The organism is Schaalia hyovaginalis (genome assembly GCF_014208035.1).
In the GTDB taxonomy this organism is placed as follows: domain Bacteria; phylum Actinomycetota; class Actinomycetes; order Actinomycetales; family Actinomycetaceae; genus Pauljensenia; species Pauljensenia hyovaginalis.
The window spans coordinates 2,278,598-2,304,982 of sequence record NZ_JACHMK010000001.1 but is presented as its reverse complement, the minus strand read 5'-3'; the positions used below and the strand labels follow the sequence as shown (position 1 = coordinate 2,304,982).

Here is a 26,385-nt window from a genome sequence, read left to right as displayed (position 1 = left end):
AGGTCGGCCGCCCGGGGCTCGTGAGTCCGCGGTTCTCCTTCGGGGGTCCCGGGGATCAGGCGTTCTTGGATGCGAGCAGGTCGCGGATCTCGGCGAGGAGCTTGACGTCCTCCGAAGGCTCTTCTTCCTCTTCAACCTCTTCGACGGCCTTGCGCTCCTTGAGCTTGTTCATCGGCAGGACGATCGCGAAGTAGACGGCGGCGGCGATGAGGAGGAAGTTCACGAGGGCGGTGATGATGGTGCCCGGCTGGATCGGATCCGAGCCGTTGATCGTGAACTGGAGGACCGAGTCGAAATTCGGCTGGCCGACGAGGGCGCCGATGATGCCCATGATGACGTTGGTGATGGCGTCGACGATCGGCTTGAAGGCCGCGCCGATGATGACGGCGACGGCGAGCTCGAGGACGTTGCCGTTGCTGATGAAGTCTTTGAAGCCCTTGATCATTGCGTTCTCCTGTGTTGGTCGCTCAACGGCTCCGATGGGAGCGGTGTGAGTGTGAGGCTGAGAGTTCCAGTCCCAGCGTGACCCAGGACCGCTTCGGTGTGCGCCGAATCGACGATCAGATCGATCCTGGCGATGGGGGCCGAGCCCCATGCCGGGGCCTCGTCCACCGCCACCGAGGATATTCGTCCTGAACTCGCGATTCGCTGCGCGTTGCAGCTAGTTGCGTCACAAGTTTCAGGGAAACCCCATAAATCCACATGATCCCCGGCTTCCAGGGGAGGGATGTGTGTCGAATCCAACGCGATGGAGATGAGGCTTTCATCGGGTCGAAGGTCGCGTCCGAGGGCGGATCCGGCGAGGACGGACTCGCTGAGCACGGTTCCGGCGAGGGCCCGCTCCCCAGGCCATCGGGAGGGGAGGGGCGCGTCGACGGGGATGAGGTCGTGAGGAACGGCTTGCGGGGGCAGGCGCACTTCCCGGACTTGGGAGGCGCTGAAGGCCTCGCCGCGCGCGATGTCGCGGCTGAGGACCAGGGCGGGCGTGCCGGGCGCGGGGCGCAGGAGGAGTGCGAGCGCCGTTGCGGAGCTGAGACAGGCGATCAGGATGAGGATGAGGCGGAGCTTCGGCCATGCGCGCATGAGTGTCATGCCCGGCATTCGATCGCGTTCCGCGGATCCGCGCGGGATCGGGGGCGCGCATCTGTGGATGGCGCTCCGCCGGGGCCGCTTCGTGTGGACGGGGGCCGAGGGCGGGCCGCGTGGAGGAGGCCCGGCCGGCCCGAGCCCGCGGCCCGGCATGGCCCGTCAGTCGCGCGGGCGGAGGATCCTGTAGCCGCTCGGCGTGAGGATGGCGTCCACCCCTTGATCGTGCGGCATGCGGGGCAGGGGGGAGGATGTGAATTCCTCATCGAAGAGGACGCCGACCCGCGGAGCCGAGTGGCGGGCGTGCAGGAGGGCGCGGTCGTACCAGCCGCCGCCCTGGCCGATGCGGGTCCCCCGGGCGTCCACGCTGAGGGCGGGAACGGCGATGATGTCCGCCTTCGCGAGGGCCTCGGCTCCGAGGAGACGGGAGGGGAGGGATCGGGGTCCTCGTCGCGCCCCTTCGGGAGCGGATTCCTCCGAGTGCGGGATCGAAGCGGTGGGGGTCCCTTCGCTCGGGAGGGGCGTCCAATCGGGGTGCGTCAGCGGGGCGCCCGAAGGGGCGACGAGTGCGGGCACGATGCAGGGGCCCGAATCGAGGATGAGCCGGATATCGGGTTCGCTCGCAGTGGGGAGGAAGAGCGCCGGGAGGATCGGCCGACTCAGGCCGTAGTGCTCGATCAGCGCGAGCCAGGCGTCGAGGAGGCCGCGCGCTTCCTCCTTTTTCGACGCGCGGTCATCGGGGCGCGGGCGGGCGGGAGGCTGTTCGAGACGCGCGCGCCGCCGGGCGCGCGCTACGGCCCTGATGCGCCTCTTGCCCTCGTCGTTCACGCGTTTTCCCGCTTCCAGTCGCTACTGTGGTCATCATGGCAGATACGAAGGGCCGGTCTGCGCATGCGCTCCGTGTGGAGGCGTCGCGCGCGGCGGCCCTCGACGATGAGTGGGCGGGACCGCGAGTGGGCGGGTTCCTTCGCAGTGCAGGGGGAGAGGTCTGATGCGGACGGTTGCGGAGTTCTACCAGGATTGCTTGGCGGCGGTATCGCAGCAGCCGCCCCTGGACGTGCAGTTGGCGGACGCCGTGTCCTGCGTCCTCGCCGAGGATGTCGAGGCGCCCTTCGACTTGCCGATCGCCGACTTGGCGGCTTGCGACGGCTATGCGGTCCGCTCCGAGGACCTGGCCGGCGCGCGCCCGGACGCCCTCGTCGAGCTGGCGGTCACCGAGGAGATCCGCGCCGGCGATGTGAACCCCGCGGCCCTGGTCCCCGGGACGGCGATCCGCATCGCTTCGGGCGCGCCGATGCCGGCGGGCGCGGATTGCGTCCTGGCCTTGGATTTCACCGATCGCGGTGTGGCGCGGGTGAATGCGAAGACGCAGCCGGCGGTTGGGGAGAACATCCGCCGTCGCGCGGAGGACGTCGCCGAGGGCGAGGTCGTTCTTCGCAAGGGGACGCGTGTGGGGGCCCGCCAGGTCGCGCTTCTCGCAGGGGTCGGGCGCTCGCGGGTGCTCGTGCATCCCAGGCCGCGCGTCGTGATCCTGTCGATCGGCGACGAGATCGTGGAGCCGGGCCGTCAGGCGCGCCCGGGCACGGTCTTCGATGCGAACGGTCACGCCCTGTCGACGGCGATCTCGGATGCGGGCGCGCAGACCTTCCGCGTCGCCGCGGTGCCCGATGAGCGTTCGGTCCTGCGCGAGACGATCGAGGATCAGCTCGTCCGAGCGGATCTCATCCTGACGACCGGCGGCATCTCCTACGGTTCGGGCGATACGGTCCGCGAGGTCCTTTCGGTGCTTGGCACGGTCCGTTTCGACAATGTGGCCGCCTGGCCCGGGCACATCCTCGGCGTCGGCACGGTGGGCGGGGACGGGACGGGCGAGGGCGGGACGCCGATCTTCTGCCTCCCGGGCGATCCGGTCTCGGCCCAGGTGTGCTTCGAGGTCTTCGTGCGGCCGGCTCTGCGGCACATGCAGGGGTGGGTGCAGCTGACGCGCCCCTCGGTGCGCGCGGCCGTGGACCGGTCGTGGTATTCGCCGAGGGGGCGCCGCGAATTCGTCCGGGTTCGTCTGGTGGGCGAACCGAAGTCGGGCTATCAGGCGAAGGTGATGGGCGCCCCGGCCTCTTTGCTCCTGTCGGCGCTCGCGGAGTCGAACGCGCTGGCGATCGTGCCCGAGGCGACGACGAATGTGAAGACCGGCGACATGCTGCAGTGCCTGGTGCTGGAGTGACGTGAGCGCTGCACTGCCGCTCGTCCGTCCCTTCGCGAGGGTCTGGGGGAGGCGTTTGCCCGATCTCCTTCTCGAGGTGCGCGATCCGGTGGGGCGCGGCCTCATGCGCGCCGTCGCGGCTTTAGCGCCTCCTTCGAGCGCCGAGGGCGGGGCGCGCGTCCTCCCCGCGGGGAGCGCCGAAGCCCGGGCGCGTCCTCGATGCGTGACTCTGAGTCCGGCATGGGGGAGGGATCACTTGGTCCTGGACGCGCTGCGGCGTGAGAACGCGGATTTCCTGGCGCCGTGGGAGGCGACTCTGCCCTCCGGTTCGGACGAGGCGCTTCCCGATGTCTGGCAGTATGCGCGCTCGACGGATCGGGATCAGCGCAGTGGACGCGCCCTGGTGATGGCGGTCCGGGTAGATGGGGCCGTGGCTGGTCAGTTCACGGTGTCCAATGTGGTGCGCGGCGCGATGTCGCAGGGAATGCTGGGGTATTGGCTGGCCGAGAGCTGGGCGGGTCGTGGTCTGGGGTCTTTGTGCGCGGCGCTCGTCGTCGATCTCGTGATCGGGGAGCTCGGGCTGCATCGACTGGAAGTGGCGGTTCGTCCGCAGAACGCCCCTTCGCTCGGAGTGTGCCGCAGGCTCGGGCTTCATCGCGAGGGGATCCGTCCTCGTTTCATGCACATCGCGGGCGCGTGGGCGGATCATGTCGTCTTCTCGGTCGATGCGGAGTCCTTGCCCGAGGGCGGGGTCCTCGCCCGACTCGAGGGGTCCGGGGGCTGAGCGCCCGTTAGCGGGGACAGCCCCGAATTGGGGCGCATGGGGCAGCTGTGGCGAATGTGAAACATGTGGTGGGGAGTGCTTTCGCGATATTCAACACGCGCCGCGGGCCGCGCGCGCAATGCCTGCGCGAACGCATAGCGTGGGACTGTGGACTTCGGAGGCATCGTCATCATCGCGGCAGCGTTCACGCTGTTCGGAACCATCCCGCTGCTCGTCGCACGCAGGACCGCGATGATGGAGACGCGCGAGGGCGACCGCTATTCGCAGCGCCTGCGCCTCCTGGACGACACCTGTGCACGAAGCGGATCGGAATGCGAGAGGTCTTCGGGGGCCCTTCTCGCAGTACGCAGAGTCCATCCCGAGGCGACTGGAGGCGACATGGCGGATCAATCGCTCAATCACCGCGAGGTTCGCGTCGAGCGTCGCGCCGTCGAATCCGTCCATGAGATCGCCCGCCTCCGCGCCCGGCGAGCTGCGAGGCTTTCCGTCGAGGCCGCGGCCGGCCGCAGGCGACTGCTCATGTCCGCGATCCTCGCCCTGGCGACCGCCGTCGTGGGGATCGTCGCGGCGCTGACGGCCCTGGCCTGGTTCTGGACCCTGATCCCCGGAGCCCTTCTCGCCCTCGCCCTGACGGCTTCGCGCCTTGCCGCCGTGCGCTCCCACAAGGCCGATGCGGCCGAGCTCGAGCTCCTCGCCGAGCTCCGCGAACACGCGGGCAGGGCTCCTGCGCGCCGCCCCCGTCACTCCGATCACGACTCCTCCGATGCCGCCGGCGCCGAGTCTGCGGCAGAAGCCGCAGCCGAGGGTCCGGCTCCGCTTGAGACCCCCGCCCTCGGCGATGAGGCCCCGCGAGCCGAAGAACCCGTTGTGGTCGCCGGAGCCGAAGACGCTGAGGACCCGCTCGCCGCTTCCGCCTCCGTCGAGCGCCGCACCTGGTCCGTCGCCTCGGTGCCCGCCCCGACCTACGCGATGCGCGGGCGCGTCGCGGGCCGGGTCGTCCACTCCGACACCGACCTGCGCGGCATCCCGAGAGTCGACGCGCTGGTCCCCGCGCGCCCCTTGGCGGTCTCTGAGATGAAGGCCGCGCGTTCCACCGCCGACGTCGCATCGGACGCCGGTTTCGCCTTCGACCTGGACGCGGTCTTGGAGGCGCGCCGGGCGCAGTGACGGAGGTCGCCCGACCTCGATTTTCATGCGCCCGTCCGAGGGTGTTATGCTGGTCGGGCACTTGGGGCTATGGCGCAGTTGGTAGCGCGTCTCGTTCGCAATGAGAAGGTCGGGGGTTCGAATCCCCCTAGCTCCACGATCACCACCGGTTCCGCGAAGCTCCGCGGAACCGGTGCTTCGTTTCAGCGCCGGCCGCTCTGCCGATGCTTCCGGTGGACCTTCGAAGAGGTGCTCGCCTTGCCCGTCGGCTCTGTGGGATCGCGCACGAGCGGCTGAACCCTCAGGATTCCCTGGTAATCTATGTCCGAAATCTGAAGATTGACCTTTGAAATTGAAGGCGCTGCGCACCCGCTCATTCCCCGCGGATGGGCCCCGCGAACATGACCCTTTGAAATTGAAGGCACTGCGCGCCAGTGGGAACGAAAGGCTTGCCCGTGCCACACTCGACCGCAAGAACCGTGAGCGCGATCGCTCTGAGTTCGATTCTTGCGGGGGATCCCTCGTCATGCTCGGATCGAGCTCACATGCTGCGAACTGGGAGGCATGGAGCCAATGGGAACGGCCCGGACAGCCCGGCGTCGCCCCGGCGAAAGAGCAACTGTTCTGGGAGGCCTCCGAGAACCGCAAGGGCGACTGGCAGATGCTCGCCGACTACGTCGGTGAACCGGTCAACGGCAAGGGCTACGCGAATTCCGGAACCCGCTACGCCTCGGATCCCTACTGGCAGTCGGACCCCAACTGCACGGGCCTGCTGTTCGACGCGAATCTGAACTCGAAGCCCGCCAGCCTCATCGCCGGACAGGTCTTCTGCGGGGCCTACGCCGACTGGTTCTCAGAGGTCAAGCAGCTCGTCGGAATCCTTTCCGAAGGGAACTCGAAGACCGCGGTCGCCAGCTACACGACCGGAGACGCGGTGCCACCGGCGGACGGGATCCAGATCCGCACCGCGGAGTCCACTCCCGTCAAGGTTCCCGGGCGAGTCGATCGATTCCTCACCTACGGCATCGATGCCGCCGCCGTGAACTGCTACAACCATCGCCTCGACCACACGCACCCGCTTCTCGCATTCAGTTACAAGGATGCGAAGGGCGTCGATCATGTGCTCGCCGATAAGGTCGACGAGAACGGGAACATCCGCGACACGGCAGTCGTCAACGGGAAGCTGCCCGCGTGGTTGGCGAACCCGAACGGTCTTCCGGGAGGGCCGTCCAAGGCCCTTCTTCAACAGGGACGCGCCGCCTGCAACCGGCACCTACTTCTCGAACGCTGAAGATCCCTGGTTCAAGACGATGATCGCGAAGGGCGGCAGCTACGCTGAAGCCCTCGGCGTCAACTACTTCACGGTCACGGACCCCTTCCTCATCAATCCATGCTCAGATCCGGGATCGACCCGCTCGCTCGTCGATTACCGCGGGTGGTCCTTCAGGGACGTCGCCGCCGGCTCCTACGTAGCGCACGTCGCCTTCCTCAACGAGGGCGATACGGTCGACGTCATCGTCCGCAACCGCACGGCCTCGGGCCGCGGCAACGACGGGGCGATCAACAACCTCCGCGTCTTCAACGTGACTCCTCAGCTCGACATCCAGTTCGGGGAGTGGAACGCGACGGATCCGAAGCACGAAGGCGGGGATCCGAGCGATCGTGAGACCCTCGAATTCGGGCAGCCCTCGACGATCACCTACACGATCACGAACCGCGACGACCACGGCTCGAAGTACGGGTGGACCTTCGACAACTCCCTCCCCGAGGATCTGAGATTCGTCGGCGCCCTCGTGCTGCGTCGTCACGGCAAGCAGGGCTGAGGCCGGCGCGCTTCGCGTGCTCGTAGAGCCCGGACCCGTACGGATCCGATAACGGAATCCGACGCGCTGCGGCGGGGAGGCGAACCTCCCCGCCGCAGCCGTTTCGACTCTCAGGAGGAAAAGCGCATAAGCATGGCGATTCGATCCCTTCCTTATTCCGCGCGTCACAAGGGCGCGCGTCTTCGCGCCTCAGGCGAGGGCATGGGTCCTGATGGATCGGCGGAAAGTCATAGGCCGGAGGGAAGAGGATGGAGGCTCAATCCGCTCTCGCTCATCCCCGCCCTCCTCTCCCTCATCGGACTGCTCGCCGTCAGCTACCCGAGCGTCTCCTCCTGGATCAGTCAGTACAACCAGTCCAAGGTGATCGCAGGATACGAGGAGCAGATCGACTCCGTCGTACCGGGACGGGAGGAGCAGCTCCTCCTCGCGCATGAGTACAACGAGGCCCTTTCCGTCGGAGCCCTTCTTGAGACCAACGCGAATGTGCCGAGCGGAAACGGTTCGAGTTCGAATGCGGCGCTCGAATACGACTCGATTCTCAGGGTGAACTCCTCCGGCCTCATGGGGCGGATCAGGATCCCGAGCATCGAAGTCGATCTGCCGATCTACCACGGGACCTCCGACAGCACGCTCCTCCAGGGGATCGGCCACCTCGAAGGAACCTCCCTCCCGGTGGGAGGGCCGAATACGCGCACCGTCCTGACCGGCCACCGAGGGCTGGCGGATGCGCGGATGTTCACAGACTTGGATGAGGTGGAGCTCGGCGACAGCTTCACACTCGAACTCTTCGGAGAAGTCCTCACTTACAGGGTCGTCGACAAGCGCGTCGTCGAACCGGATCAAACCGAGACCCTCAGGGTGGAGGCGGGCAGGGATCTCGCCACGCTCATCACCTGCACACCTTTGGGGATCAACACCCACAGGATCCTCCTCACAGGGGAACGGGTGAGCCCCACTCCGATCACGGACATCGAACAGGCGGGGAGGAGCCCGAGCGTCCCGCACTTCCCCTGGTGGGCGATCTGGATCCCGCTCGGCTTGGTAGCCATCGGACTCTACATCCTTTGGGCCGGGCGCATGACGCCTCCGACGGAAAGAAAGGTCATGCGAGCGCCTCGATCCCAAGGAATCGACTGAGGCATGAGAGTCGGGGAAAGGAACGGAGAAACACCCCGATCGCACACGGCGGTCCTCAGGTACCAGGCGGATCGAGGACGGCAGTGCTTCGACGACTTCCCCTCGGGGAGCGAGGAATTCCGGCCGTTCCCCAAGGCGCCGCATACGATGTCCCCATGACCACCCCCTCTCTTCGAGAAGAGCTCCTCGCCCTCGCCGATGAGGGCAATGCCGCCTTCCTCGCGAAGCTCATCCCGGGACTGAACCCGGCGACGATCATCGGCGCGAGGAACCCCGCATTGCGCGCCCTCGCGAAGAAGCTGCGGCGCGAACGCCCCGATGAAGCGCTCGCCTTCCTCGCGGAGCTGCCGCACGGGCTCCACGAGGAGAACATGCTCCACTCCTTCCTCCTCGGGCTCGAGAAATCCCCCGACGCCGCCTTCTCGGGAGTCGAACGCTTCCTGCCCTTCGTCGACAACTGGGCGGTCTGCGACTCCCTCGCGCCTGCGGGATTCGCTCGTGACCTCGAACGCCTCGAACGCGAGGCCGAGGCGTGGGTCGGAGCCGGTCAACAGGCGCCCTACACGGTGCGTTTCGGCATTTGCATGCACATGGGGCATTTCCTCAAAGAGCACTTCCGACCCGACTTCCTCTCGCTCATCGCGGGGATCGCATCGGAGGAGTACTACGTCCGCATGGCGCAGGGCTGGTACTTCGCCGAAGCCCTGGCGAAGCAACCCGACTCGGCGCTTCCGTGGTTCCTCGAGGATCGCCTGCCCCTGCCCGTTCGGCGCAAGGCCATTCAAAAGGCGGTGGAGTCCTATCGGATCCCGACGGCGACGAAGGACGTATTGCGCGCCGTGCGCGCGGGGTTGCCGAGGGCGTGATGCCCTCTCACCGGTGAGGGGTCGCCTCCCGCCTCGGACGCCCGCTAAACTTGGTGCGCCCCAATAGCTCAGTCGGTCAGAGCAGCGGACTCATAATCCGTCGGTCGTCGGTTCAAGCCCGACTTGGGGCACCAACTCAGGTACCCGATCGCCGCGCGCCGGGCGATACGGAGCAGGCAACCAGCCGCCCAAGCCGTCAGCCTGGGGGATCAGGTCTTGAACTGAGATGTTGAGGAAAGCCGCAGTGAGCATGAGCTCTTCGGTCGACCATCCCACAAGGCCGCGAAGCTTCCGCGAAACAGTGGCACTGGACAGTTCGAGAACACTTGCCAGTTTCGTTGCGGGGATCGCGTTGATGAAGAGGTATTGCTTCACCGCAATTCCTACGGCTTGGTCGACTGTCAGGTGCGTGACGAGCTCGGACGCTTGTGAACCGATCATGTGTGCAATCTAAGCGAGATGTGCAAAAGATGCAAGGAGGGTGTGTTGACTTATCGATCGGTGCATGTAATCATGACAGCATGACAATACAGAATATGCAAAGCAATGTGCGAATTGATGCACGTCAGGCGGGTGAGATTCTCGGTGTGACTGCCTATACGGTGCGACGTTGGGCGAAGGCAGGTGAGCTGCCGTGCCTGCGGTATCCCTCGGGTCGGTTGTACTTCCGTCGCGCGGATATTGAGGCTTTGCTGACTCCGGTCACCGCCGCAGCTCCCACGTCACACGATGCGCCGACTTCGCCCTCGGTCACCGAAGTGTCGGATCTTGTGACGGCGGTGTGACAACAATGACGGTGCGCTGGTCAGGCGTAGTAGATGATCCGCCGTTTGTGGATGCGGGGAAGGTCGTCTGGTGCGAGCCGGTGGTCCCGCGTGCTGGGCAGGTGGAGGTGTTCCGGTGTGTTCGTGTCGCGTGTGAGGTCGTTGATGCGGCTGTCGGTGTCGTCCTTGTTGTTCTCATCGTTGCCGGCGTGGCGTTGATCAGCGCGCGTCGGCTCCCTGGTCGGCGGCCTTCGCTGGTGGGGGGCGTGCGGTGATGTGTCGGGTGGCAGGTGTGTTGCGCGGTCACGGTGCCCAGGCTTGGGGCCTGGGCACCGTGGGGGCGCAATCAGCTGCGGCTCGTGGTGATCACGGTTCCGTTGCTGATTCGGATGTCAATGGCTTGGCCGTTGCCGGTGAAGCGCAGGTGTGCGATGCCAGTGATGGTGAAGTTGTTGAGGTCCGGGGTCAGGGCGTCGAGTTCATCGTCGGTGACGAGGTATTCGGCGTTGTTGATCGAGATGAATCCCATGAGGGTTCTCCTTTCGGGGGTGCGACAGACCGTCTGTCGTCACCTCTTGGGAGACAGTGGTCGTTCCTCTGTTTCCCGGTGGGCGGGGAAGCTCGTTACTTCCTCGCCCGCATACAACGTCGCGTGTGCACACACGGGGCGTGGTCTCTCGTGGCGCCGCTTTCGGGCGGCGCCACGAGGGGTCGGCCTGCTCATCGTCGGGGTGATGTCCACGGTCGTGCAATCGTCAGCCTTGGTGGGCGTGTACCGTCGACTTGTCGGGTAATGGATGCGGCGGATTGTGGAGGAGATCGTCGTGGAAGTGAATGAGTGTGAAGCTTTGGATGCGGCTTTTGCTGCTGAACGTGTGGAGGAGACGTTCCTTTCGCGTCATCGCGCGATGGTGTTCGGTGTTGCGGCCTCCTGTGTGATTGCCGCGCTGGGGGCTGTGGTCGCCTGGGAGGCGCATCTTGATTCCCGGGCTGAGGCAGCTTATAGCGAGGCTGTGTCAGCGGTGGCTGCGGCGTGCACGCCGGTTGAGGTTGATGCTGAGCTTGTCGAAGCGGGCAAGAGCCTTGATGATGCGAGCCTGGTGGAGGCGGTGACAGCTCCGGGTGTGGTGGCACCTGCGGCAGGTGAGATGCCTGCGGGGCGCGAGGCCTTGGAGGCGGCCGCTCGCGAATTGATGGCGAGGGCTGGTGAGTGCCAGGCGGCTTCAATGGACATGACGGCTGCGGTGGAGGCGTTGGAAGAGGCTGTGATTGCCAAGAGGTCTGCGGCGCTTACGGCGGCACGTGAATCAGCGGAGGCCGACGTTGATGCGTGGTATGCGGTGATCGGTCAATCGCAGGGCAAGGTCACTGATGAGGGGGTGCGTCATGTGGCGCAAAGCGCGGTGGATGCTCTCAAAGAGGTGACTGCCATCCCGGTGAAGGCCGATGACTGGAAAGCGATGACAGCTGCTATCAGCCGGATCGCTGAGGCACAGGTCGCGGCGGAGACAGCGGTGAAAGCAGTCTCGGATTCCCAGGCTGCGTGGACCCAAGCCCAGCAGGCGCAGGCGGCCGCGTCCTACTCCTCGGGAGAGTCTTCGTCGAGTGCGGGGAATGGCGGAAATGCCTCATATTCGAGCGGATACTCAGCCTCCCAGGTCTCCCAGGACTACTCGAACGGCTCGTCCAATGGGACTGGCGTCAGCTCGTCAACGGGTGCGGGCGCAGGCGCTGCGTGGAGCGCTCCCTCTACGACGGTGCCAGACGGTTACTTCGATGATCCCGACGGTCACAAGCACTATCAGATTCAGCCGGACGCGAACGGATCTTATACCGGAGCGGAGACTCCGCTCTGGTAGCAGCTTCAAGCTCCCCGAAAGATGCGCCGTGAGCGGCGCACCGAAATCTCCCTGGCAGGCAGGCAGTGGTTCCTAGGCCTTTCGGCCTGTCTGTCAGGGCTTATCCCTTCAATGGAAGGAAGGTCCAATGGCAAAGTCTGCCATCGGCGCCCCTGTGCGCCACTCACGGCTACGGTCCATCGTAGCCGCAGCATTGGGAGTCGCGATGATCGCGATGACGATGATCGTGTCTCTGCCCGCGATGGCTGCGGGCTCCTGGGTGCGAGGAATGCCGATCCCTGGCGGGACCGGATGGCTCGGCACCTGGATTCCCTATCAGGGTCAGCCTGTTCCGGGCCTGTGCATCCAGGCGAACGCCGTGAACCCTTCGGCGGAGGTGGCGGTGACACCGGGACAGCTGACAGACCAGCCGAATCTGAGCCGGCCCGCTGATCTGAGCGTCGACATTCCGCAGATGGCGTACATCATGAAGAACTGGATGCCGACGTCACTTCAGTTCTCTGACACCGACCTGGATGCCGCTGCAGTCGGATTCCTTGCACACGTGAACTTCGAGAACGCAGGTGCGCAGTCGCAGACGAACGTCAACACGCTCCTCGGGATCACGCCGGCGACGATTCAGGACCGCGCGCGTCAGATGGTCGCTGCTGCGCAGGCGGCTGGCGTTGTCGCGTGGGAGCCGGGTGAGGTGACCGGCACTGGGACTCGCTTCGGCACGATCGACGGAATCGGCGTGAAGAACGGGGCTGCTGCCTATGTGGCGGGCAAGCCGTTCACCATCACGATGACCGGCCCGGCTGTCTTCGATGCCACTGGTACGAACACATACTCTTCCTCGACCGCTGCAACGCGAATCGACGGTATCAAGTGGCATTCAACTGGAAATGGAGGTGCAAGCTACCACGTTGAATATGGCGATCTTGGCAACTCGTCTCTTGGCTATGCGTCTCCCGGGGGCGGTCGCCAGGATGTGATCTGGGGTGACAATGAGCACCCGCGTTCTGAGATTGCTCAGGGGCCGACGTGGGATGTGATTTTTGATTTCCAGCCTGTTGGCACGTCGGACGTTGCGGCTGCTCGCGTCGTTGATGAGGGGACCCCGGTTTCGGATACGTTTACTGCTGGCGCGAAGGCTGATTACGGTGATGGCCAGTGGCTGTCTCTGGATGGGAAGAATGTGCCGGTGACCTATGTGGGTACGGCGTATTGGACGGGTGAGCGGCCGGCCGCGAAGTCGGATTCGGTGCCTGCTGATGCGAAGATTCTCGGGTCTGCGACGCTGACGTTTGATGGGCCGGGTACGCAGACCGCCACCCTTGAGGGCGTGCAGGTCCCGTCGGGCTTCGTGACGTGGGTGTGGAAGGTCGTCAAGGCCGACCAGACGGCTCCGGTCACCACGGGCGGCAAGGAGTACACGGCTTCTGAGTTCGTCCATGAGGACTGGACTGACGGGTATGCGATGGACAAGGAGATCACGTCGAAGCGCTTCCCGGTGGAGATCAACACGGCGATCTCGTCGCGCGAGACGAAGGCTGGCACTTATCTCGTTGATGACGTGTGGGTCGACGGATTCCCGTCGGATCATCCGGATTTCGCGGGTGACCGGGGCTTCAAGGCTGACGTGAAGACGATGGATCAGACTCTTCTGTTCTTCCCGGAGGGCCTGGACGTGACCGAGGCGAACAAGGCGCAGGCGAGGGTGGTCGCGAAGGTTACTCTCCCTGCCAAGAATGGCTTCAATCCGACGGTGGGCTCGAACTCTTTCAAGGTTGATCCGTCCGAGTCCGGCACCTACGTGTTCGTCACTTCCTTTGCGGGTGATGATCGTGTGGCGCCGATGACGACTAGCGTTGAGGACAAGACCGAGCAGTTCACGGTCGAGGGCGTGATCCCGACCCTTAAGACGACTGCGACGGACAAGGCGGACGGCGACAAGGAGCTCGCTGCCTCCGGCACCGTTACCGTGTCTGACAAGGTGTGCTACACGGGCCTGGCTGTGGGCAAGGAGTACGAGCTCACTGCCACGCTCATGGACAAGGAGACGGGCAAGCCGTTCGTCGACGATGAGGGCAAGACGGTCCAGGCGACGGTCAAGCACACGCCGACCAAGGCTGACGACTGCACGACGGTGCACATTACTGTCGATGCCTCGGTTCTCGCGGGCAAGACGACGGTCGTATTCGAAGATCTCACGCGTGACGGCAAGACGGTCGCGACCCACGCGGACATCAACGACGAGGGGCAGACCGTGAAGACGCCCGGCCCGAAGCTTGGCACCACGGCCACCGATCATGCCGACGCCGACAAGACGCTCGCCCCGAACGCTGATGTCGTCCTGGACGACAAGGTGTGCTACGAGAACCTCGCCGTCGGCAAGGAGTACGAGCTGTCGGGCACGCTCATGGACAAGGCCACCGGCAAGGAGCTCATGGTTGCGGGCAAGCCTGTCACCTCGTCGGTGAAGTTCACCCCGGCGGATTCGAAGGGCTGTGAGACCGTCTCGTTCCACTTCAACACGTCCGGTCTTGCTGGCCAATCGATCGTCGTCTTCGAGAAGGCGACGAGCAACGGTGTTGAGGTTGCTGCGCACGCGGACATCAACGACGAGGGCCAGACCGTTACGGTCGACTCCCCCAAGCCGACCTTGCCGGTGACGGGCACCGACGCTGCCTTCTTCGGTGTGACCTCCCTGGTCGTCCTGGGCGTGGGCGTGACGATCCTCGGCATTCGTCGTCGTCAGCTCGTCTGACCCGATTCCCCCGCGCTGTATTTGGCGGCGCGGGCCCGTCGCAAGCGGTCGCCCTCCACAAGGCTGCTTGCACCGGCTCGGTGGGGGAGTGGACTCCTGCCACATCCCCCACCGGGCCGCCGTAGACGCAAAAGAGGGGAAGCGGGAAAGACGAACGAATCGTCTTTCCCGCTTCCGCGCTATTGAACGCGCCCGAGCATACCCCAGCACAGTCGCTGGCGGTAGTCCGGGCCCGGCGAACGGTAGGAACCCCATGACTTCCACACAGTGGCTTGCCGACGCGGCGTGGCTTGCGCCGTGTCGAACCCAAACAGACAAGCTCGTTCTTCTCGCCCTGGCGCATGATGCGGGCGCGCTCGCCCGAGTGCGCATTGACCCCAATGTCCTCGCGACGAAGACCTCCCTGCCGGTGAGCAAGGTCGAAGGCTCTCTCGCCTCCCTTCACCGCGCTGGCCTCATCGACGCGCGCCGCTGGGATGACTCGGGCTGTTGGTCGGCCCGCCTCGTGATCGGAGGTATGGTCCGATGAGCTTCAAGGCCGTGAATTGGGCGCTCCATGAGATCCGGGGTATCGGGTCAGCGAAGTGGGTTCTCGTTGCGCTGGCTGAGTACGCGGACGATGAGGATCGTGCCTGGCCGAAGCGGGAGACGCTCGCATCGGTTGTCGAGTGCTCGCGTTCGTCGGTGGCGCGCTACCTCAACCAGCTCGAGTCACTTGGATTGATCGAGCGGGAGGCTCGCTACTTCTACGACGAGAACGGGCGCGCACACCGCGGGTCGACCATGTATCACCTCATGGTTGGTACACGCCCTCAGTTGAACGAAAGCGCAGGTCAGCCTATGGGGCTCAAATTGAGCCCCATAGAAGGTAGCGAGGACCGACAGCCCGGAGAGCGGGAGTATCTGCGCAGGTCAACGAATGAGTCTCACCGTGAGCCCCATGGCTCTTATGGGGCTCAAAATCGGGGGGTAAAGGGCTCACAGGTGAGCCCCATAGATATAAAGAAAGAACCACCAATAGAACCACCAGACCTGACCTCGTGCGAGCAGGCGCGCGATGCGGGTCGCGGCGCTGGGGTCGGGTCGGGCTTCGATGGTGAGGCTGAGTTCGGGGAGGCCACGGCGGCGGTGTCGCCTGCCCTCCCGGAGGCGCCGTCGGCGGCGTGTCCGGCGGGTGACCCGCTCGAGTCTGGCGACTCATGGGCTGATCCGGTGCCAGGGGAGCCTCTCGATGCCCTGGAGGCTGACGTCAAGCGTGCTGGGGGCTCAAGCGAGGATGATGGGCTCCTCGTGGCGGCGTGTTTGCCGCCCGCGTTGCAGGCCTTGGATCGCCAGGGTGCTCGCCGCGTGGCCCAGATGCTGCGTGTGCGTCTCGATGCTGGCTGGGCTCCGGGCCAGATCCGCCAGCTCATGGACCAGCGCTTGCCTTTCCGGGTGCATCGCTTGGCCGCTTTGGTGGCGGCCCGCTTGGAGGCGAATGTGGATCCGCAGGCGGCGCCTGAGCGGCTGCGCGAGCAGGCTGAGCGCCGTGATCGCGAGCGGCTCGCGGCGTTGCGCGCCAGCCAGGATCGTCAGGTCGAGGCGCTGGTCGATGACGTGGTTGACGCCGAGTTCGACGCGCTGGTCGCGCAGGTGGCGGCCGAGATGCCCGACGCGAACTGGGCGACGTGGACGCGGATCGCGATGGATCGACGCGGCGAGGGCGGTGCGTCGGCGTGAAGATCATCTCCTGGCATGGCCAGCTGCGCGGACTGCACGGCGTCTCGCCCACGGCCCGTCTGGTCATGGGTGAGCTCGGGCGTTTGGCCGACTGTCGTGGAGCGGCGATCTGCTCGATCGACTGGCTTGTGGAGGCGACCGGCCGGAGCAGGGCGAGCGTGTTCCGTGCGTTGGCTCAGCTCGAGGAGCTGGGATTGGTGCGTCGATATGGTAGGCGCATGAATGATCGGCAAGCGGCGTCCGTGTTCGAGCTCCGCTTCGCGCCCGAGGAGGCGGCCTCGTCTGAGCCGATGGTCGAGGCGGTCCCGCTGAGCCTCGGTGATGCCCGGCCGATCGGCAAGAACGATAATGACGGCCTGCGTGAGGCGCTGCACGCAGCTCAAGCCAGCGGATGGACGGGGGAAGCGGCCCAGTGTCTTGGGGCGACACTGGTCGCTGAGGGGCCCCGGCAATTCTGGGCGCCGATCCGCCACGCGATGGCATCCGGGATGGGCTTTGATGAGGCGCTCACCGATACGATCGCGCTGGCCTGGCAGGCCCTGCGTGACAATGCTGATGAGCTCATTGCCTCGCGCAGGCCGTGGGGCTTGTGGACCACGATCGTGGTGCGTCGGGGTCTGACTCGTGATGTCGCATTCGCCTCTCGTCCGATCCCCGTCGAGACCCTGCCCGACGTGAGCGCCAACGATCCGGCGCCTGTCGAGAGGGACCGGTGGGTCGCCCTCGATGACGTCAGTGGACCGTTGCGTCGCATCGTGGACGGTCTGGTGTCGGCCGGCATGGACGAAACAATCGCTTGGGCCGGCACGCGCCGGATCGCAGAGATCGCTTGCGGTGACCCGGGCCGGCGCCACGCGATCGCCGGTGCGGATGTGCGGCTGGCGGACCTGGGGATCGATCCCACGGTCGCCCGGGCGTGGATGACACTCTTGGTTGGGTCACGCCGGGGCACCACGGCAGGCATTCTCGACCTGGATGACGCCGACATCGCCGGTCGGTGCGCGGCCCTGGTGCGCCAGTGGCGATCAGCAGCATAAACACCCCCGATTTATGAAATGCCTCACAAATTGAAATGTGTGAGGGCAGGGTCTCATTTTGAGACCCTGCCTTGTCGGGCGAGGTTGATGTCGTGGGTTGGCGTGCGGGTCTGTCGTGGCTGTGTTGGCTGGGCGCATGTTCGCCCCGAGAATGTGAAGTGCGTTACAAAATGGGAATTATGGGGGCAGGGTCTCATTTTGAGACCCTGCTCTGGGCTGGTCAGAGCTCGATGATCGGGTCGATGCGGGCGATGAGTGCGCGGTAGTCGGTCTGGTCGTCGACAGGCGCCCAGGGCGTGTAGCCGACGGCCTGGAGGCGGAAATAGATCCGAATTGTGGTGGCCGTCGGATCGAGGCCGATTGCTTCGCATTGGTCCAGTGCCTGCTCGTAGGCGAGGTCGTAGTCGGTGGCGAGCAAGGGATGGCGCCATTCGAGCTCGTCGAGGTTGACGTCTTCGTCGCCGAGGACGAAGGCGAACTGGGGGAGCAGATGCGGGGCTTTCATCAGGCCCCCTGTGCGGAGGTAGTCCCTGCGGAGTCGCTGCGGGGTGTGTAGGCGTTCTCGTCGATGTGCCCGTCGGGATGGACGGTCATGTGGAAAGTGCCGTGCTCGTCGGTGGCATCGACGTCGAGGGGGCGGGCGTAGCGTCGTGCGAGGTCGACGACTGCGTCCATTGCCTGCTGGCGTGCAGTCCGCGAGGGAATGACGTTCTGTCTATGTACTCCGGCGACGAAGAGATGAACTGATCCGAGGTCGTCAACGTCAATGCGGATCTTCGGCCACGTTGGCCGGGTGTGTTCTGTCACTACTGCCTCCTGTGTGTCCTCATCTGACGTATGTGCAGGAAGGGACGGTGATGGTTTGTATGCCTGAAAGCGAGAATCCGTGGATTGCTCGTCGCGACAACGTACAGCGTGTGCCCACCGAGCAGACGCTGCCTGCGCGTCAGGCGGTTGGGGTATGGAAGGCCGGCGCAGACGTTGCGGCGCCGTTTGCGTTGGAACGCTCGTATCCGTCCCTTGAATCGCGCCAGAGGTTCTGGCTGGTCGGCGCTCACGGCGGGGCGGGTACGTCCACCTGGGCGAGCTTGGTCGACGCGGGGGACGCCGGGTGTGCGTGGCCGAGCATCACCGGTGGTGAGGCTGACGTGCTCGTTGTGTGCCGGTCGAACATGGCAGGCCTGGAGGCGGCCCGCAAGGCGGGGATGCAGTGGGCGGCCGGAGCGGTCCCGGGCGTGAACCTTGTCGGTCTGCTCATCGTGCCCGACATTCCCGGACGCCTCCCGAAGGCTCTGCGGCTTGCAGCAGAGAAGACGGCGGGAGCGTTCCCGACCACGATCTATGCCCCTTGGGTGGGGGCGTGGCGATTGAGTGTGCGTGCCGAGGTGGGAACGCCATCTCGGGCGTTCGCGCGGGTCCTCGATGAGGTTCTCGCTTTACGGAAGGAAAACGCATGAAGATTCTCATGAGTGTGCTGGGCAGTGAGTTGGATCCGCACCCGACGCCGCCTCCGAACCTGGAAGGGCCTGTGAACACGCTGTTGTCGTGGTTCATGTGGGGTGGTCTTGTGGTCGCGATCGTCGGGTTCATCGTCGCGGGTTCGGCGTTGGCGATCGCGAATCATCGGGGGACCTCGTCTGAGCATGTGCATCAGATCGGGAAAGTCGCGGTGGGTGCGATGCTCATCGCGAGTGCGGCGGGTCTGGTCCGTGCGATTGTCGCGTTGTTCGGATGATGACGCGCGATGATCCTGTGATGCCTGAGCGGCATCCTTTCGCTCGCCCGGCCTTCCTCCTCTCGGCGATTGCTCTGGTCGCCCTGGTGGTGGGGGTCGTGTGGGTGGTGGTGGCGGGGCCTGGCCCGGCGGATACGGGGGCCAGCAACGCGGGCATGAGTGACAACGCCAGCAACGCCGACAACGCTGGCAATGCTGGTAATGCCAGTAATGCTGGCGCTTCGGGTGAGAGCGGGGGAGCGGGCGTGTGCGCGCCGACCGGCGGGCTCGACGATGGCCGGTTGACGGCCGCGCCCTTGGGGCGCGTGGAAACCATTGATACGGTCCCGACGTTTGTGTCGCCTGCGGGCCCGCGTGTGCGTGAGGGGGTGCCGGGCTGTTACGCCCCATCAGAAGAGGGGGCGGTTGTTGCTGCGGCGAATGCGTTGAACTGGATCGCGCGTGGGCCCAGTGTGGCTGAGGTGATTCGGACGCGTGCGGTGGATGACGCGAACGCGCGTGAGGCGTTGGCGTTGACTCCCGACTCGCAGGCGGGGACGGAACCGGAGGGGATCCGTGTGCACGGGTTCTGGTCGGAGCAGTGGAGCGAGGAGGTGGTCCTTGTGGTCCTCGTGGTGGATTCTGCGTCCTCGGCGGGTGCGTGGCTGACGTGGCCGATGAAGATGGAATACACGGACGGGGATTGGAAGTTCACGTGGCCCGAGGGGAACAACTGGGGAGCGTCACGCCTTGACTCTGCTGGCTTGCCTGCGGGCTTTATCGAGTGGAGCTGGTGATGATGGGACATGACCTTCTCGCAGCGGAAGATCTTCAACTGTGTGTCCCGTTCGATTTCGCGTGTGCGACGAATAATGCGGCCGCGATCATTGGGGGAGTGGGACGGGCCGCCTCGAACACGGTGCTGAAATCGTGGGCGGACGGCGTGTTCGAGACGCTCACGGACACTCTCGTGCGAATCGGAACATTTTGGGTGGAGGTTGACACCCCTGATTTGAGGGGTGGGTCTTCTGAGGCGGTGTTCGTCCAGTCGCACCTGTATGTGTTCGTGATCGCGGCGGTGATGGTGTCCGTGATCGCTGCGGGGATCCAGCTGGCGACAGGCCGGTCGGGCCGTCCGCTGCGCGATCTGATGTCGGCGGTGCTGACGTATATGACGGTCGCTGTCGCAGGGATCGGCATCGTGCATTATCTGATCCAGGCGGCTGACGCGTTTTCCCAGTGGATCTTGGATGAGGCAACGGGAGGGGATGGGACCCAGTTCGCGTTCTCCTTGTTTCAAGGGGGCCTGCTCGCTGGACAATACACAGGCACCCTCGGCCCGATCCTCATCATCATCTTGGGGCTGTTCGGCATCATCGCGAACGTTGTGCAGATCGGCATGATGATGCTCCGCTCGGCCTTCCTCGTCATTCTGGTCGGCATCTTGCCGATCAGTGCGGCATGCACGAACACGACCTGGGGACGCTCATGGTTCACCAAGAATGTCACGTGGCTGGTGGCGTTCGTCCTGTATAAGCCTGCCGCGTCCATCGTGTACGCGGTGGCAATCAAGCTCACGTCGCGTGCGGGGTTTGCGGATCAGTGGTCGAGTGATGACGTGACGACGTTCATCATGGGCATTCTCCTACTTGTCGCTGCGGTGTTGGTGTTGCCGGCGTTGATCGGGTTTGTGGTGCCCGCGTCGGCGGCGATGAGCCAGGGAGGCCCTGGCGTGGGGGATACGGCTGTGATGGGTGCGATGGCGACCGGGTCGATCATGTCGATGCATTCGTCCCATACGGCGTCGGTGCATTCAGGCGGGGCGGGAGCATCCTCGCCGTCACCCGCTGGGGGTGGTGGCGCGGCGGGATCATCATCGTCGACGCCGGCCCCCGCATCCTCGCCGGCACCGACCCACGGGGGTGGCGCCTCGGCGAGCAGCGGTGCCTCGGCCGGCGCACCTGCGAGCGCCGGCGGCGGCGCAGCAGGCGGTGCCGCCTCGGGTGGTGCGGCGGCTGCGGGAGCGACGGTGGCGACAGGTGGTGTGGCGGCGGCTGTGATCGCAGGGGCGCAGGTCGCCTCCGAGGTGACGAAGACAGCGAGTGATGCGGCGACGGGTGCTGCGGGGGTGGCGAAGGAATGAGTAGCGGTGAACATGAAGGCCCCAGGACGTATGGGAATTGGCGCAGGCCGTCGGCTGCGGGGTTTGGGCAACTCTCATTCGCTGCGTCGATGGGTGTGCTTGTCGCCATGATCCTCATGGTCCTCGTCTACGCGCTGGCGGGTCCCTTGTGGTCGACGCTCGTGGGCGCGGTGTCGGCGGGCGCGATCTGGGCCATTTCAGTCAAAGACAGGCACGGTATTTCTCTTGCAGACAGGATGGGGGAGACGATGAGGTTTTGGAGGGCATCGCGTAAGAAGGAGAACATCTATCGGTCGGGGCCGCTTGCTCCCGCCTCTGTCGCTTCTGGTCACTGCATGTTGCCGGGAGTCTTGTCGGCCTCGACCCTGTCGAGTCAGGTTGACTCGTATGATCGCCCTTTTGCGTTGATCCGTCACGCGGACGGCAGTCTCGCTGTCGTCCTCAAGGTTGCGCCTTCGGGGGCTGATCTGCTGGACACGGAGCATGTGGATCTTCAGGTCGCCTACTGGGGTCAGTGGCTGGCTGATCTGGGCGGAGAGCTGGGGATCGTGGGCGCATCGGTGTGCGTGGAGACGTCTCCGGATACAGGGTCGCGGCTTGACCGTGAAGTGACGCGTCGTATGAGCCCGGATGCGCCTGATTTGGCGCGTCAAATCATGCGTGAGGTGGTCGAGGAGTACAAGGCGGGGTCAGCGCAGGTGCGTACCTGGATCACTGTGGTGTTTGACCCGGCGCGGATGGGAGCTAAGCGTCGCCAGTTCGATCAGGCGGCACGCGACATTGGGACCCGGCTTCCGGGGCTCACACAAACGCTTGTGGCGGCGGGGGCTGGGGCTGTGCATCTGATGACGGTCGATGAGGTGGTGCGCCTGGTGCGCGTCGCTTACGACCCGGCGTGTGAAGAGTTGTTCGAGGACGCGGCGGCGGCCGGCGAGGAGGTGCATGTGTCGTGGGGGGACGCGGGCCCGGTGACGGCTCATGCTCAGTGGGATACCTACGTGCATGATTCGGGGCGCTCTCGCTCGTGGGTGGTGTCTGCACCCCCGAGGGGTGTGGTTCAGTCGTCGATCCTGCGCACGATCTTGTCAGCCAACGCGGATGTGGCGCGCAAGCGGGTGACGATCCTGTATCGGCCGATGGACGCGGGCAAAGCCCCAGGAGTCGTGGAGGCAGACCTCAACAAGGCGCGCGCTCGCGTGGAGACAATGGGCCGGCCCACCGCCCGCTCACTCAATGAGTTGCACGCGGCGCAACAGGTCGCGGCCGAAGAGGCGGCAGGCGCGGGATTGGTGGACTTCGGGATGGTGATTACGGCCACGACGATGAGTGAGGACATGGAGGACACGTCTTCTGCGGTCACGGCCTTGGCGGCCGCGTCGCGCCTCCAGGTCAGGCTTGCGTACGGCGCGCAAGATAGCGCCTTCGCGCTCGGCTTGCCTGTGGGCGTGCGCCCGACTGGTCAGCGGCTGGGAGGCGCATTGTGAGCATCTTCGGGTTTGTGGGTCAGTTGCTTGCAGAACTGACCGGGGCCGGTACGGGTGGGGCCATGAAGCGGGGCTGGAAGAGGCCGGGCGGAGGGTATGCCGCATCCATGCCGATCATCCGCCCCTACCGGGGGACGACCAGGCAGGTCTGCGGGCTGTTCCCGCTCGTTGTCGGGTCTGGCGCACCCCTGGTCGGCGTTCCCCTGGGGCGGGCGACAAATGGGACGGGCACAATCTGCGCAGACCCGATCAGCTGGTTCGAGAAGGGCCTGATCTCAGCGCCGTCGGCGATGGTGCTCGGCCTGAACGGCTTGGGCAAGTCTTCGCTCGTGCGCCGCATGATCGAAGGCCTAGAGGCGTTCGGGATGCACACGATGGTGCTGGGCGACATCAAGCCGGATTACGTGGATCTCATGGAAGCACTCGGCGCGCAGGTCATTGAGATCGGACACGGCAAGGGTGGGATCAATCCGTTGGACGCGGGAAACAGTGTCGAAGCGGCACACCTGCTGCGAGACGCGGGGGCCGCGGAAGAGGCCGACGCTTTGGAGGCCGAAGCGCACGAACGCAAGAAAACACTCGTCGCCTCCCTCGTGCACATCATCCGCCGGTCGGCTCCCACGGACAGGGAAGAGACGATCCTCGATGAGGCGATCCGGATCGTCGAAGAGCGCTATGAGCGCCCTAGGCTCGCTCACGTTCTTGACGTGGTGCGAGAAGGGCCAGCCGAGCTTCGCCGTGCGGCCTTGGACCGGGGCGATGACACGCACTACAGGGAGATCACTGAAGCGCTGGAAGCCTCCCTTATGGCTCTGCTGTCAGGCAGGTTTGGGGAACTGTTCGCGGTGGAGACGACGACGCCGATGATGATGGACCGCAGCGTCGTCTTCGATGTGCACTCACTCCTCCAGGCCGATGCTGACCTTCAGGCCGCTGTCCTGCTGGCGTGCTGGTCCTATGGGTTTGCCACCGTGGAGATCGCCCAAAGTCTCGCGGATGCGGGAGCGGCCCCCAGGCGCCGCTACATGATCGTCATGGATGAACTATGGCGGACCCTTCGCTCCTCGTCTGGCCTGGTCGACCGGGTCGACGCTCTGACCAGACTCAACCGGAGTGTGGGTGTGGGGCAGATGATGATTACCCACTCGATGAGTGACTTCGCTGCCTTGGACTCGGAAGCAGACCGTCTCAAAGCCCTCGGTTTCGTGGAGCGGTCGAAGATGCTGTTCCTCGGCGGCCTGCCCGCGCGCGAAATGGACTTGCTCTCTGGGGTTGTGGCGGTGAGCCAAGCAGAGCAGGACCTGCTTGCCTCGTGGAACGCGCCGGGCACCTATGACCCGGCGACCGGCAGGGAGTCTGCTCCTGTGGGGCGCGGCAAGTTCCTCCTGAAAACCTCTGGTGCTCCGGGGTTCGCTTTGCGTGTCGACTTCGTGCACTCTGAAGTGTCGCGCGGGTTGTCGAACACCAACCAGCGATGGGAGATGCACGCATGAGCCTGCGCGACGACATGCGCACGTGGGACGGCCAGACACTTCTGTTCGTCGGAGGGACCGTCGTTGCGTTTTGCGCTGCGGGGGTCGTGTGGGCGGGGGCTCGCTTGTGGAGCTGGCACTCGGGCCAGGCCGCCCCTGCCAAGCCGTTCGAGGTGCTCGCCGCTGTCGTGCGCGGAGATCTTCCTCGTGCCGTTCTCGTATGGTCGCTGGGTGTCGCACTCCTCGTGGGGTGTGTGTTCGTCGGTGCGGGTGCCGTGTCGGCGAGAATGACGGGGCGGCGCCGAGGGGACCGTGCGGCTCGCCTTGCGGGCTCAGGATCAGACATCCATGCGCTGACCCGCCAGGCCGCAGCGAAGAAAGCAGAACGCCTGCGCGTGGCGGGCCCCGTGGTGGGGCTTCCGATCGGCCGGTCGGTCGTAGGCGGCGTGGAGCTCGTGAGTTCATTTGAGGACGTTGGCATCAACATCTCGGGCCCCAGGACCGGTAAGACGACATGCTGGGTGGTTCCGCGTATTTTCGCGGCCCCCGGCGCCGTCGTCGCGACCTCGAACAAGCGCGACATCGTCGACTCGACACGGAAGAAGCGTGCCGACCGAGGCCGCGTGTGGGTGTTTGACCCCCAGGGCATTTGCGATGAGGAACGCTCCTGGTGGTGGAACCCGCTTCGGCAGGTGACGAATGCGGTCGAAGCCAAGGATCTGGCGCAAGTGTTCGTGGATTCGACGAGGGCCGCCAACGCTACGACCAACGCTTATTTTGACGGGGCGGCTCGCGATGTTGTCACGGCGCTCCTCTTGGCCGGCGGCCGCGGGGACAAGAGCCTGCGGGACGTGTACCGGTGGGTCACCGACCCGGATGATCGGGAGCCGCTGCGGATTCTAGAGCGCAGCGGCGAACAGATGGTCTACCAGTCCCTGGCGGCGAACATGAGCCTGGTGGCGGAAACCAGGTCGGGCGTCTACGGGTCGGCTGGACAGATCCTCTCCTTTCTCCTCAACGAGGAGGCGTTGGCATGGGTAGAACCCGGTGGAGTCGAGTTTTTGCCAGAGGAGTTCGTCGCCTCCACGGACACGCTCTACTGCCTGTCTCAAGAAGGCAAAGGGTCAGCGGCGCCGATCGTGACGGCGTTGACGGTGGCCGTCGTGCAGGCGGCCCTCCTTCACGCGAAAGGCCAACCTAACGGCAGGATGGCGACCCCGATGCTCATTGAGCTCGACGAGGCAGCGAATGTGTGTAGATGGCGTGATCTTCCCGACCTGTATAGCCATTTCGGGTCTCGTGGGATCTGCGTCGACACGATCCTTCAGTCGTGGAGCCAGGGCGCGCACGCCTGGGGGGATGCCGGCATCCGTAAACTCTGGAGCGCGTCCAATGTGAAAGTCTACGGGGGAGGCGTCTCTGAGCGCGACTTCCTGGCGCAGCTGTCAGATCTGATTGGCGTGCACTACGTCGACTCGAGATCGATGTCGACGTCCGCGCAAGGACGGTCGACGTCGACCTCGCGAGAGTCCCAGCAACGGCCGATCGCTACGGTCGCCGACTTGCAGGCTCTACCGGCGGGAAGGGCATGGGTGTTCGCCTCGGGCACGCCGGCCCTCCTCGCAGCATTGATTCCGTACTGGAAGACAGAAAAGAAAGAAAAGGGAGCGCACGCATGACAGATGAACGTATTGGCGACCTTCAGCACCAGGAGGTCGAAAAGATCGTCCGCGCTGCTTTGAGGGTGGGGGAATCCGTGGCGCAACGACGCGCCGCGACCCTGGCACGCGCGGCCCGGATCTCGCATGAGGGTGTGGAAAGCCTCCGGCGGACTCTTGACGTGGAGAGAGATGCGGCGCAGCGCCTGTACCGACGCGCCTTAGACCCAAGATTCTGGGACGACCCGTCGACTCGTGTAGACGATGTCCGCGAGGCCGTCCAGGCGGCGCGCGCGTTCGCCCCGTGGGATCCGGAAGCGGCGCTCGCTGCGCGTGAGTGCGACAAGCACGCAGGTCGTGCCGACGCTCAGAGCGAGGCCCAGCACCCCAAGACGGTCGACGCGCGCGAACGCGTCGACGAAGCCGAGGCGACGGCCCCGGCCGATAACGTGCAGGTGCCAAGGGCAGATACGGAGAGTGCTGAGGCGACCCGCAGTGTGGTCACCTGGGATTCGGCGCAAGCCAGGGCCGAATGGATCACCCAGAAAGCACACGCGTCGGCCGGTCAAGATGTTCACGCGCTTCACGGCGCCCTGCTTGCGGACACGTCACTGCACGCCCCAGCACGCAAGACTTTCGTGTCGCAGGCGAAGAAGGGGCGGAAAGGGAGCACAGTCTCGTCGTATCGGGCCAACAAAATGCGCCACAAACGCTCTCAGACCCTCTAACGCACGCCATGAGCGG

The 26,385-nt window shown here is 65.3% G+C and carries 28 protein-coding genes and 2 tRNA genes; 23 read left to right on the top strand and 7 right to left on the bottom strand.

What is annotated here, in order from left to right; all coding sequences use genetic code 11:
• Nucleotides 1–55: 55 nt before the first annotated feature.
• The 3 genes from mscL to HD592_RS12510 form a co-directional block, all read right to left on the bottom strand.
• Nucleotides 56–445, bottom strand: coding sequence for a large conductance mechanosensitive channel protein MscL (gene mscL, locus HD592_RS10210; RefSeq protein ID WP_184453851.1), 390 nt, complete (start codon nt 443–445; stop codon nt 56–58).
• The gene (locus HD592_RS10205) at nt 442–1,092 is read right to left on the bottom strand and encodes an SAF domain-containing protein (protein WP_184453849.1); all 651 of its coding nucleotides are present in this window, start codon (nt 1,090–1,092) and stop codon (nt 442–444) included. The genes mscL and HD592_RS10205 overlap by 4 nt, the downstream gene beginning before the upstream one ends.
• A gap of 156 nt (nt 1,093–1,248) precedes the next feature.
• Entirely contained in the window at nt 1,249–1,914 is a 666-nt protein-coding gene (locus HD592_RS12510; protein ID WP_184453847.1) for a 5-formyltetrahydrofolate cyclo-ligase, read from the bottom strand.
• Nucleotides 1,915–2,077: 163 nt separating this feature from the next.
• On the opposite strand from HD592_RS12510, the gene HD592_RS10195 reads away from it, so the two are divergent.
• The 9 genes from HD592_RS10195 (at nt 2,078) to HD592_RS10155 (ending at nt 9,176) form a co-directional block, all read left to right on the top strand.
• Nucleotides 2,078–3,307 carry a molybdopterin molybdotransferase MoeA gene (locus HD592_RS10195; RefSeq protein ID WP_184453845.1) on the top strand — a complete coding sequence of 410 codons (1,230 nt, stop codon included), beginning with the start codon at nt 2,078–2,080 and terminating at the stop codon, nt 3,305–3,307.
• 1 nt (nt 3,308) lies between these two features.
• Entirely contained in the window at nt 3,309–4,070 is a 762-nt protein-coding gene (locus HD592_RS10190; RefSeq protein ID WP_320658193.1) for a GNAT family N-acetyltransferase, read from the top strand.
• Nucleotides 4,071–4,217: 147 nt separating this feature from the next.
• A complete protein-coding gene (locus HD592_RS10185; protein ID WP_246430020.1) occupies nt 4,218–5,237 on the top strand; it encodes a hypothetical protein in 1,020 nt (339 codons plus the stop codon).
• A 63-nt stretch (nt 5,238–5,300) separates the two neighbouring features.
• Nucleotides 5,301–5,373 (top strand) — tRNA-Ala (locus tag HD592_RS10180).
• Between the two features lie 369 nt (nt 5,374–5,742).
• Nucleotides 5,743–6,507: a hypothetical protein gene (locus HD592_RS10175; protein WP_184453843.1), complete on the top strand. Its 765-nt coding sequence runs from the start codon at nt 5,743–5,745 to the stop codon at nt 6,505–6,507.
• A 19-nt stretch (nt 6,508–6,526) separates the two neighbouring features.
• Nucleotides 6,527–7,039 carry a hypothetical protein gene (locus HD592_RS10170; RefSeq protein WP_184453841.1) on the top strand — a complete coding sequence of 171 codons (513 nt, stop codon included), beginning with the start codon at nt 6,527–6,529 and terminating at the stop codon, nt 7,037–7,039.
• Between the two features lie 201 nt (nt 7,040–7,240).
• Nucleotides 7,241–8,176, top strand: coding sequence for a class C sortase (locus tag HD592_RS10165; RefSeq protein WP_184453840.1), 936 nt, complete (start codon nt 7,241–7,243; stop codon nt 8,174–8,176).
• Nucleotides 8,177–8,331: 155 nt separating this feature from the next.
• Nucleotides 8,332–9,042, top strand: coding sequence for a DNA alkylation repair protein (locus tag HD592_RS10160; protein ID WP_184453838.1), 711 nt, complete (start codon nt 8,332–8,334; stop codon nt 9,040–9,042).
• Between the two features lie 57 nt (nt 9,043–9,099).
• Nucleotides 9,100–9,176 (top strand) — tRNA-Ile (locus HD592_RS10155).
• On the opposite strand, the gene HD592_RS12720 is transcribed toward HD592_RS10155, so the two are convergent.
• Nucleotides 9,133–9,483, bottom strand: coding sequence for a helix-turn-helix domain-containing protein (locus HD592_RS12720; RefSeq protein ID WP_184454637.1), 351 nt, complete (start codon nt 9,481–9,483; stop codon nt 9,133–9,135). The genes HD592_RS10155 and HD592_RS12720 overlap by 44 nt on opposite strands.
• A gap of 80 nt (nt 9,484–9,563) precedes the next feature.
• On the opposite strand from HD592_RS12720, the gene HD592_RS10145 reads away from it, so the two are divergent.
• Nucleotides 9,564–9,827, top strand: a complete 264-nt coding sequence (locus HD592_RS10145; protein ID WP_184453836.1) for a MerR family transcriptional regulator — start codon at nt 9,564–9,566, stop codon at nt 9,825–9,827.
• Between the two features lie 325 nt (nt 9,828–10,152).
• On the opposite strand, the gene HD592_RS10140 is transcribed toward HD592_RS10145, so the two are convergent.
• A complete protein-coding gene (locus HD592_RS10140; RefSeq protein WP_184453835.1) occupies nt 10,153–10,335 on the bottom strand; it encodes a hypothetical protein in 183 nt (60 codons plus the stop codon).
• Nucleotides 10,336–10,615: 280 nt separating this feature from the next.
• On the opposite strand from HD592_RS10140, the gene HD592_RS10135 reads away from it, so the two are divergent.
• The 5 genes from HD592_RS10135 to HD592_RS10115 all read left to right on the top strand — a co-directional run bounded on the left by HD592_RS10135 (nt 10,616) and on the right by HD592_RS10115 (nt 17,170).
• Entirely contained in the window at nt 10,616–11,665 is a 1,050-nt protein-coding gene (locus HD592_RS10135) for a hypothetical protein (RefSeq protein ID WP_184453833.1), read from the top strand.
• A gap of 205 nt (nt 11,666–11,870) precedes the next feature.
• Nucleotides 11,871–14,414 (top strand): VaFE repeat-containing surface-anchored protein, encoded by a 2,544-nt coding sequence (locus HD592_RS10130; protein WP_184453831.1) that lies wholly within the window; start codon nt 11,871–11,873, stop codon nt 14,412–14,414.
• Nucleotides 14,415–14,667: 253 nt separating this feature from the next.
• Nucleotides 14,668–14,943, top strand: coding sequence for a hypothetical protein (locus tag HD592_RS10125; RefSeq protein WP_184453829.1), 276 nt, complete (start codon nt 14,668–14,670; stop codon nt 14,941–14,943).
• Nucleotides 14,940–16,133 carry a helix-turn-helix domain-containing protein gene (locus HD592_RS10120; protein WP_184453827.1) on the top strand — a complete coding sequence of 398 codons (1,194 nt, stop codon included), beginning with the start codon at nt 14,940–14,942 and terminating at the stop codon, nt 16,131–16,133. Before HD592_RS10125 ends, HD592_RS10120 begins: the two co-directional genes overlap by 4 nt.
• On the top strand, nt 16,130–17,170 hold the full coding sequence (locus HD592_RS10115; RefSeq protein WP_184453825.1) for a MarR family transcriptional regulator: 1,041 nt from the start codon (nt 16,130–16,132) through the stop codon (nt 17,168–17,170). The genes HD592_RS10120 and HD592_RS10115 overlap by 4 nt, the downstream gene beginning before the upstream one ends.
• Nucleotides 17,171–17,390: 220 nt before the next feature.
• On the opposite strand, the gene HD592_RS10110 is transcribed toward HD592_RS10115, so the two are convergent.
• Both HD592_RS10110 and HD592_RS11965 read right to left on the bottom strand, forming a co-directional pair.
• A complete protein-coding gene (locus HD592_RS10110; protein ID WP_184453824.1) occupies nt 17,391–17,675 on the bottom strand; it encodes a hypothetical protein in 285 nt (94 codons plus the stop codon).
• Complete coding sequence (locus HD592_RS11965) at nt 17,675–17,845, bottom strand: hypothetical protein (protein ID WP_221437877.1); 171 nt, start codon at nt 17,843–17,845, stop codon at nt 17,675–17,677. The genes HD592_RS10110 and HD592_RS11965 overlap by 1 nt, the downstream gene beginning before the upstream one ends.
• Before the next feature lie 182 nt (nt 17,846–18,027).
• On the opposite strand from HD592_RS11965, the gene HD592_RS10100 reads away from it, so the two are divergent.
• Genes HD592_RS10100 through HD592_RS10065 form a run of 8 tightly spaced genes read left to right on the top strand, consistent with a single transcriptional unit; the run spans nt 18,028 to nt 26,369 of the window.
• Nucleotides 18,028–18,627 carry a DUF6668 family protein gene (locus HD592_RS10100; RefSeq protein ID WP_343058822.1) on the top strand — a complete coding sequence of 200 codons (600 nt, stop codon included), beginning with the start codon at nt 18,028–18,030 and terminating at the stop codon, nt 18,625–18,627.
• Nucleotides 18,624–18,905 carry a hypothetical protein gene (locus HD592_RS10095; RefSeq protein ID WP_184453818.1) on the top strand — a complete coding sequence of 94 codons (282 nt, stop codon included), beginning with the start codon at nt 18,624–18,626 and terminating at the stop codon, nt 18,903–18,905. Before HD592_RS10100 ends, HD592_RS10095 begins: the two co-directional genes overlap by 4 nt.
• A complete protein-coding gene (locus HD592_RS10090; RefSeq protein ID WP_184453816.1) occupies nt 18,902–19,681 on the top strand; it encodes a DUF8175 domain-containg protein in 780 nt (259 codons plus the stop codon). The genes HD592_RS10095 and HD592_RS10090 overlap by 4 nt, the downstream gene beginning before the upstream one ends.
• Entirely contained in the window at nt 19,681–21,027 is a 1,347-nt protein-coding gene (locus HD592_RS10085; RefSeq protein WP_184453814.1) for a TrbL/VirB6 family protein, read from the top strand. The genes HD592_RS10090 and HD592_RS10085 overlap by 1 nt, the downstream gene beginning before the upstream one ends.
• Nucleotides 21,024–22,511: an SCO6880 family protein gene (locus tag HD592_RS10080; protein WP_184453812.1), complete on the top strand. Its 1,488-nt coding sequence runs from the start codon at nt 21,024–21,026 to the stop codon at nt 22,509–22,511. The genes HD592_RS10085 and HD592_RS10080 overlap by 4 nt, the downstream gene beginning before the upstream one ends.
• Nucleotides 22,508–24,004, top strand: a complete 1,497-nt coding sequence (locus HD592_RS10075; protein ID WP_343058797.1) for an ATP/GTP-binding protein — start codon at nt 22,508–22,510, stop codon at nt 24,002–24,004. Before HD592_RS10080 ends, HD592_RS10075 begins: the two co-directional genes overlap by 4 nt.
• A complete protein-coding gene (locus HD592_RS10070; RefSeq protein ID WP_184453810.1) occupies nt 24,001–25,662 on the top strand; it encodes a type IV secretory system conjugative DNA transfer family protein in 1,662 nt (553 codons plus the stop codon). Before HD592_RS10075 ends, HD592_RS10070 begins: the two co-directional genes overlap by 4 nt.
• Complete coding sequence (locus HD592_RS10065; protein WP_184453808.1) at nt 25,659–26,369, top strand: hypothetical protein; 711 nt, start codon at nt 25,659–25,661, stop codon at nt 26,367–26,369. The genes HD592_RS10070 and HD592_RS10065 overlap by 4 nt, the downstream gene beginning before the upstream one ends.
• Nucleotides 26,370–26,385 lie beyond the last annotated feature (16 nt).

Coding starts and splice junctions, on each gene's coding strand:
- HD592_RS10120 (WP_184453827.1), top strand. CDS start 14,940: ATGAGCTTCAAGGCCGTGAATTGGGCGCTCCATGAGATCCGGGGTATC.
- HD592_RS10080 (WP_184453812.1), top strand. CDS start 21,024: ATGAGTAGCGGTGAACATGAAGGCCCCAGGACGTATGGGAATTGGCGC.
- HD592_RS10085 (WP_184453814.1), top strand. CDS start 19,681: ATGATGGGACATGACCTTCTCGCAGCGGAAGATCTTCAACTGTGTGTC.
- HD592_RS10195 (WP_184453845.1), top strand. CDS start 2,078: ATGCGGACGGTTGCGGAGTTCTACCAGGATTGCTTGGCGGCGGTATCG.
- HD592_RS10125 (WP_184453829.1), top strand. CDS start 14,668: ATGACTTCCACACAGTGGCTTGCCGACGCGGCGTGGCTTGCGCCGTGT.
- HD592_RS10165 (WP_184453840.1), top strand. CDS start 7,241: ATGGGTCCTGATGGATCGGCGGAAAGTCATAGGCCGGAGGGAAGAGGA.
- HD592_RS10140 (WP_184453835.1), bottom strand. CDS start 10,335: ATGGGATTCATCTCGATCAACAACGCCGAATACCTCGTCACCGACGAT.
- HD592_RS10065 (WP_184453808.1), top strand. CDS start 25,659: ATGACAGATGAACGTATTGGCGACCTTCAGCACCAGGAGGTCGAAAAG.
- HD592_RS10130 (WP_184453831.1), top strand. CDS start 11,871: ATGATCGCGATGACGATGATCGTGTCTCTGCCCGCGATGGCTGCGGGC.
- mscL (WP_184453851.1), bottom strand. CDS start 445: ATGATCAAGGGCTTCAAAGACTTCATCAGCAACGGCAACGTCCTCGAG.
- HD592_RS10090 (WP_184453816.1), top strand. CDS start 18,902: ATGATGACGCGCGATGATCCTGTGATGCCTGAGCGGCATCCTTTCGCT.
- HD592_RS10170 (WP_184453841.1), top strand. CDS start 6,527: ATGATCGCGAAGGGCGGCAGCTACGCTGAAGCCCTCGGCGTCAACTAC.
- HD592_RS11965 (WP_221437877.1), bottom strand. CDS start 17,845: ATGGACGCAGTCGTCGACCTCGCACGACGCTACGCCCGCCCCCTCGAC.
- HD592_RS12720 (WP_184454637.1), bottom strand. CDS start 9,483: ATGATCGGTTCACAAGCGTCCGAGCTCGTCACGCACCTGACAGTCGAC.
- HD592_RS10070 (WP_184453810.1), top strand. CDS start 24,001: ATGAGCCTGCGCGACGACATGCGCACGTGGGACGGCCAGACACTTCTG.
- HD592_RS10145 (WP_184453836.1), top strand. CDS start 9,564: ATGACAATACAGAATATGCAAAGCAATGTGCGAATTGATGCACGTCAG.
- HD592_RS10100 (WP_343058822.1), top strand. CDS start 18,028: ATGGTTTGTATGCCTGAAAGCGAGAATCCGTGGATTGCTCGTCGCGAC.
- HD592_RS10160 (WP_184453838.1), top strand. CDS start 8,332: ATGACCACCCCCTCTCTTCGAGAAGAGCTCCTCGCCCTCGCCGATGAG.
- HD592_RS10095 (WP_184453818.1), top strand. CDS start 18,624: ATGAAGATTCTCATGAGTGTGCTGGGCAGTGAGTTGGATCCGCACCCG.
- HD592_RS10205 (WP_184453849.1), bottom strand. CDS start 1,092: ATGACACTCATGCGCGCATGGCCGAAGCTCCGCCTCATCCTCATCCTG.
- HD592_RS10110 (WP_184453824.1), bottom strand. CDS start 17,675: ATGAAAGCCCCGCATCTGCTCCCCCAGTTCGCCTTCGTCCTCGGCGAC.
- HD592_RS10175 (WP_184453843.1), top strand. CDS start 5,743: ATGCTCGGATCGAGCTCACATGCTGCGAACTGGGAGGCATGGAGCCAA.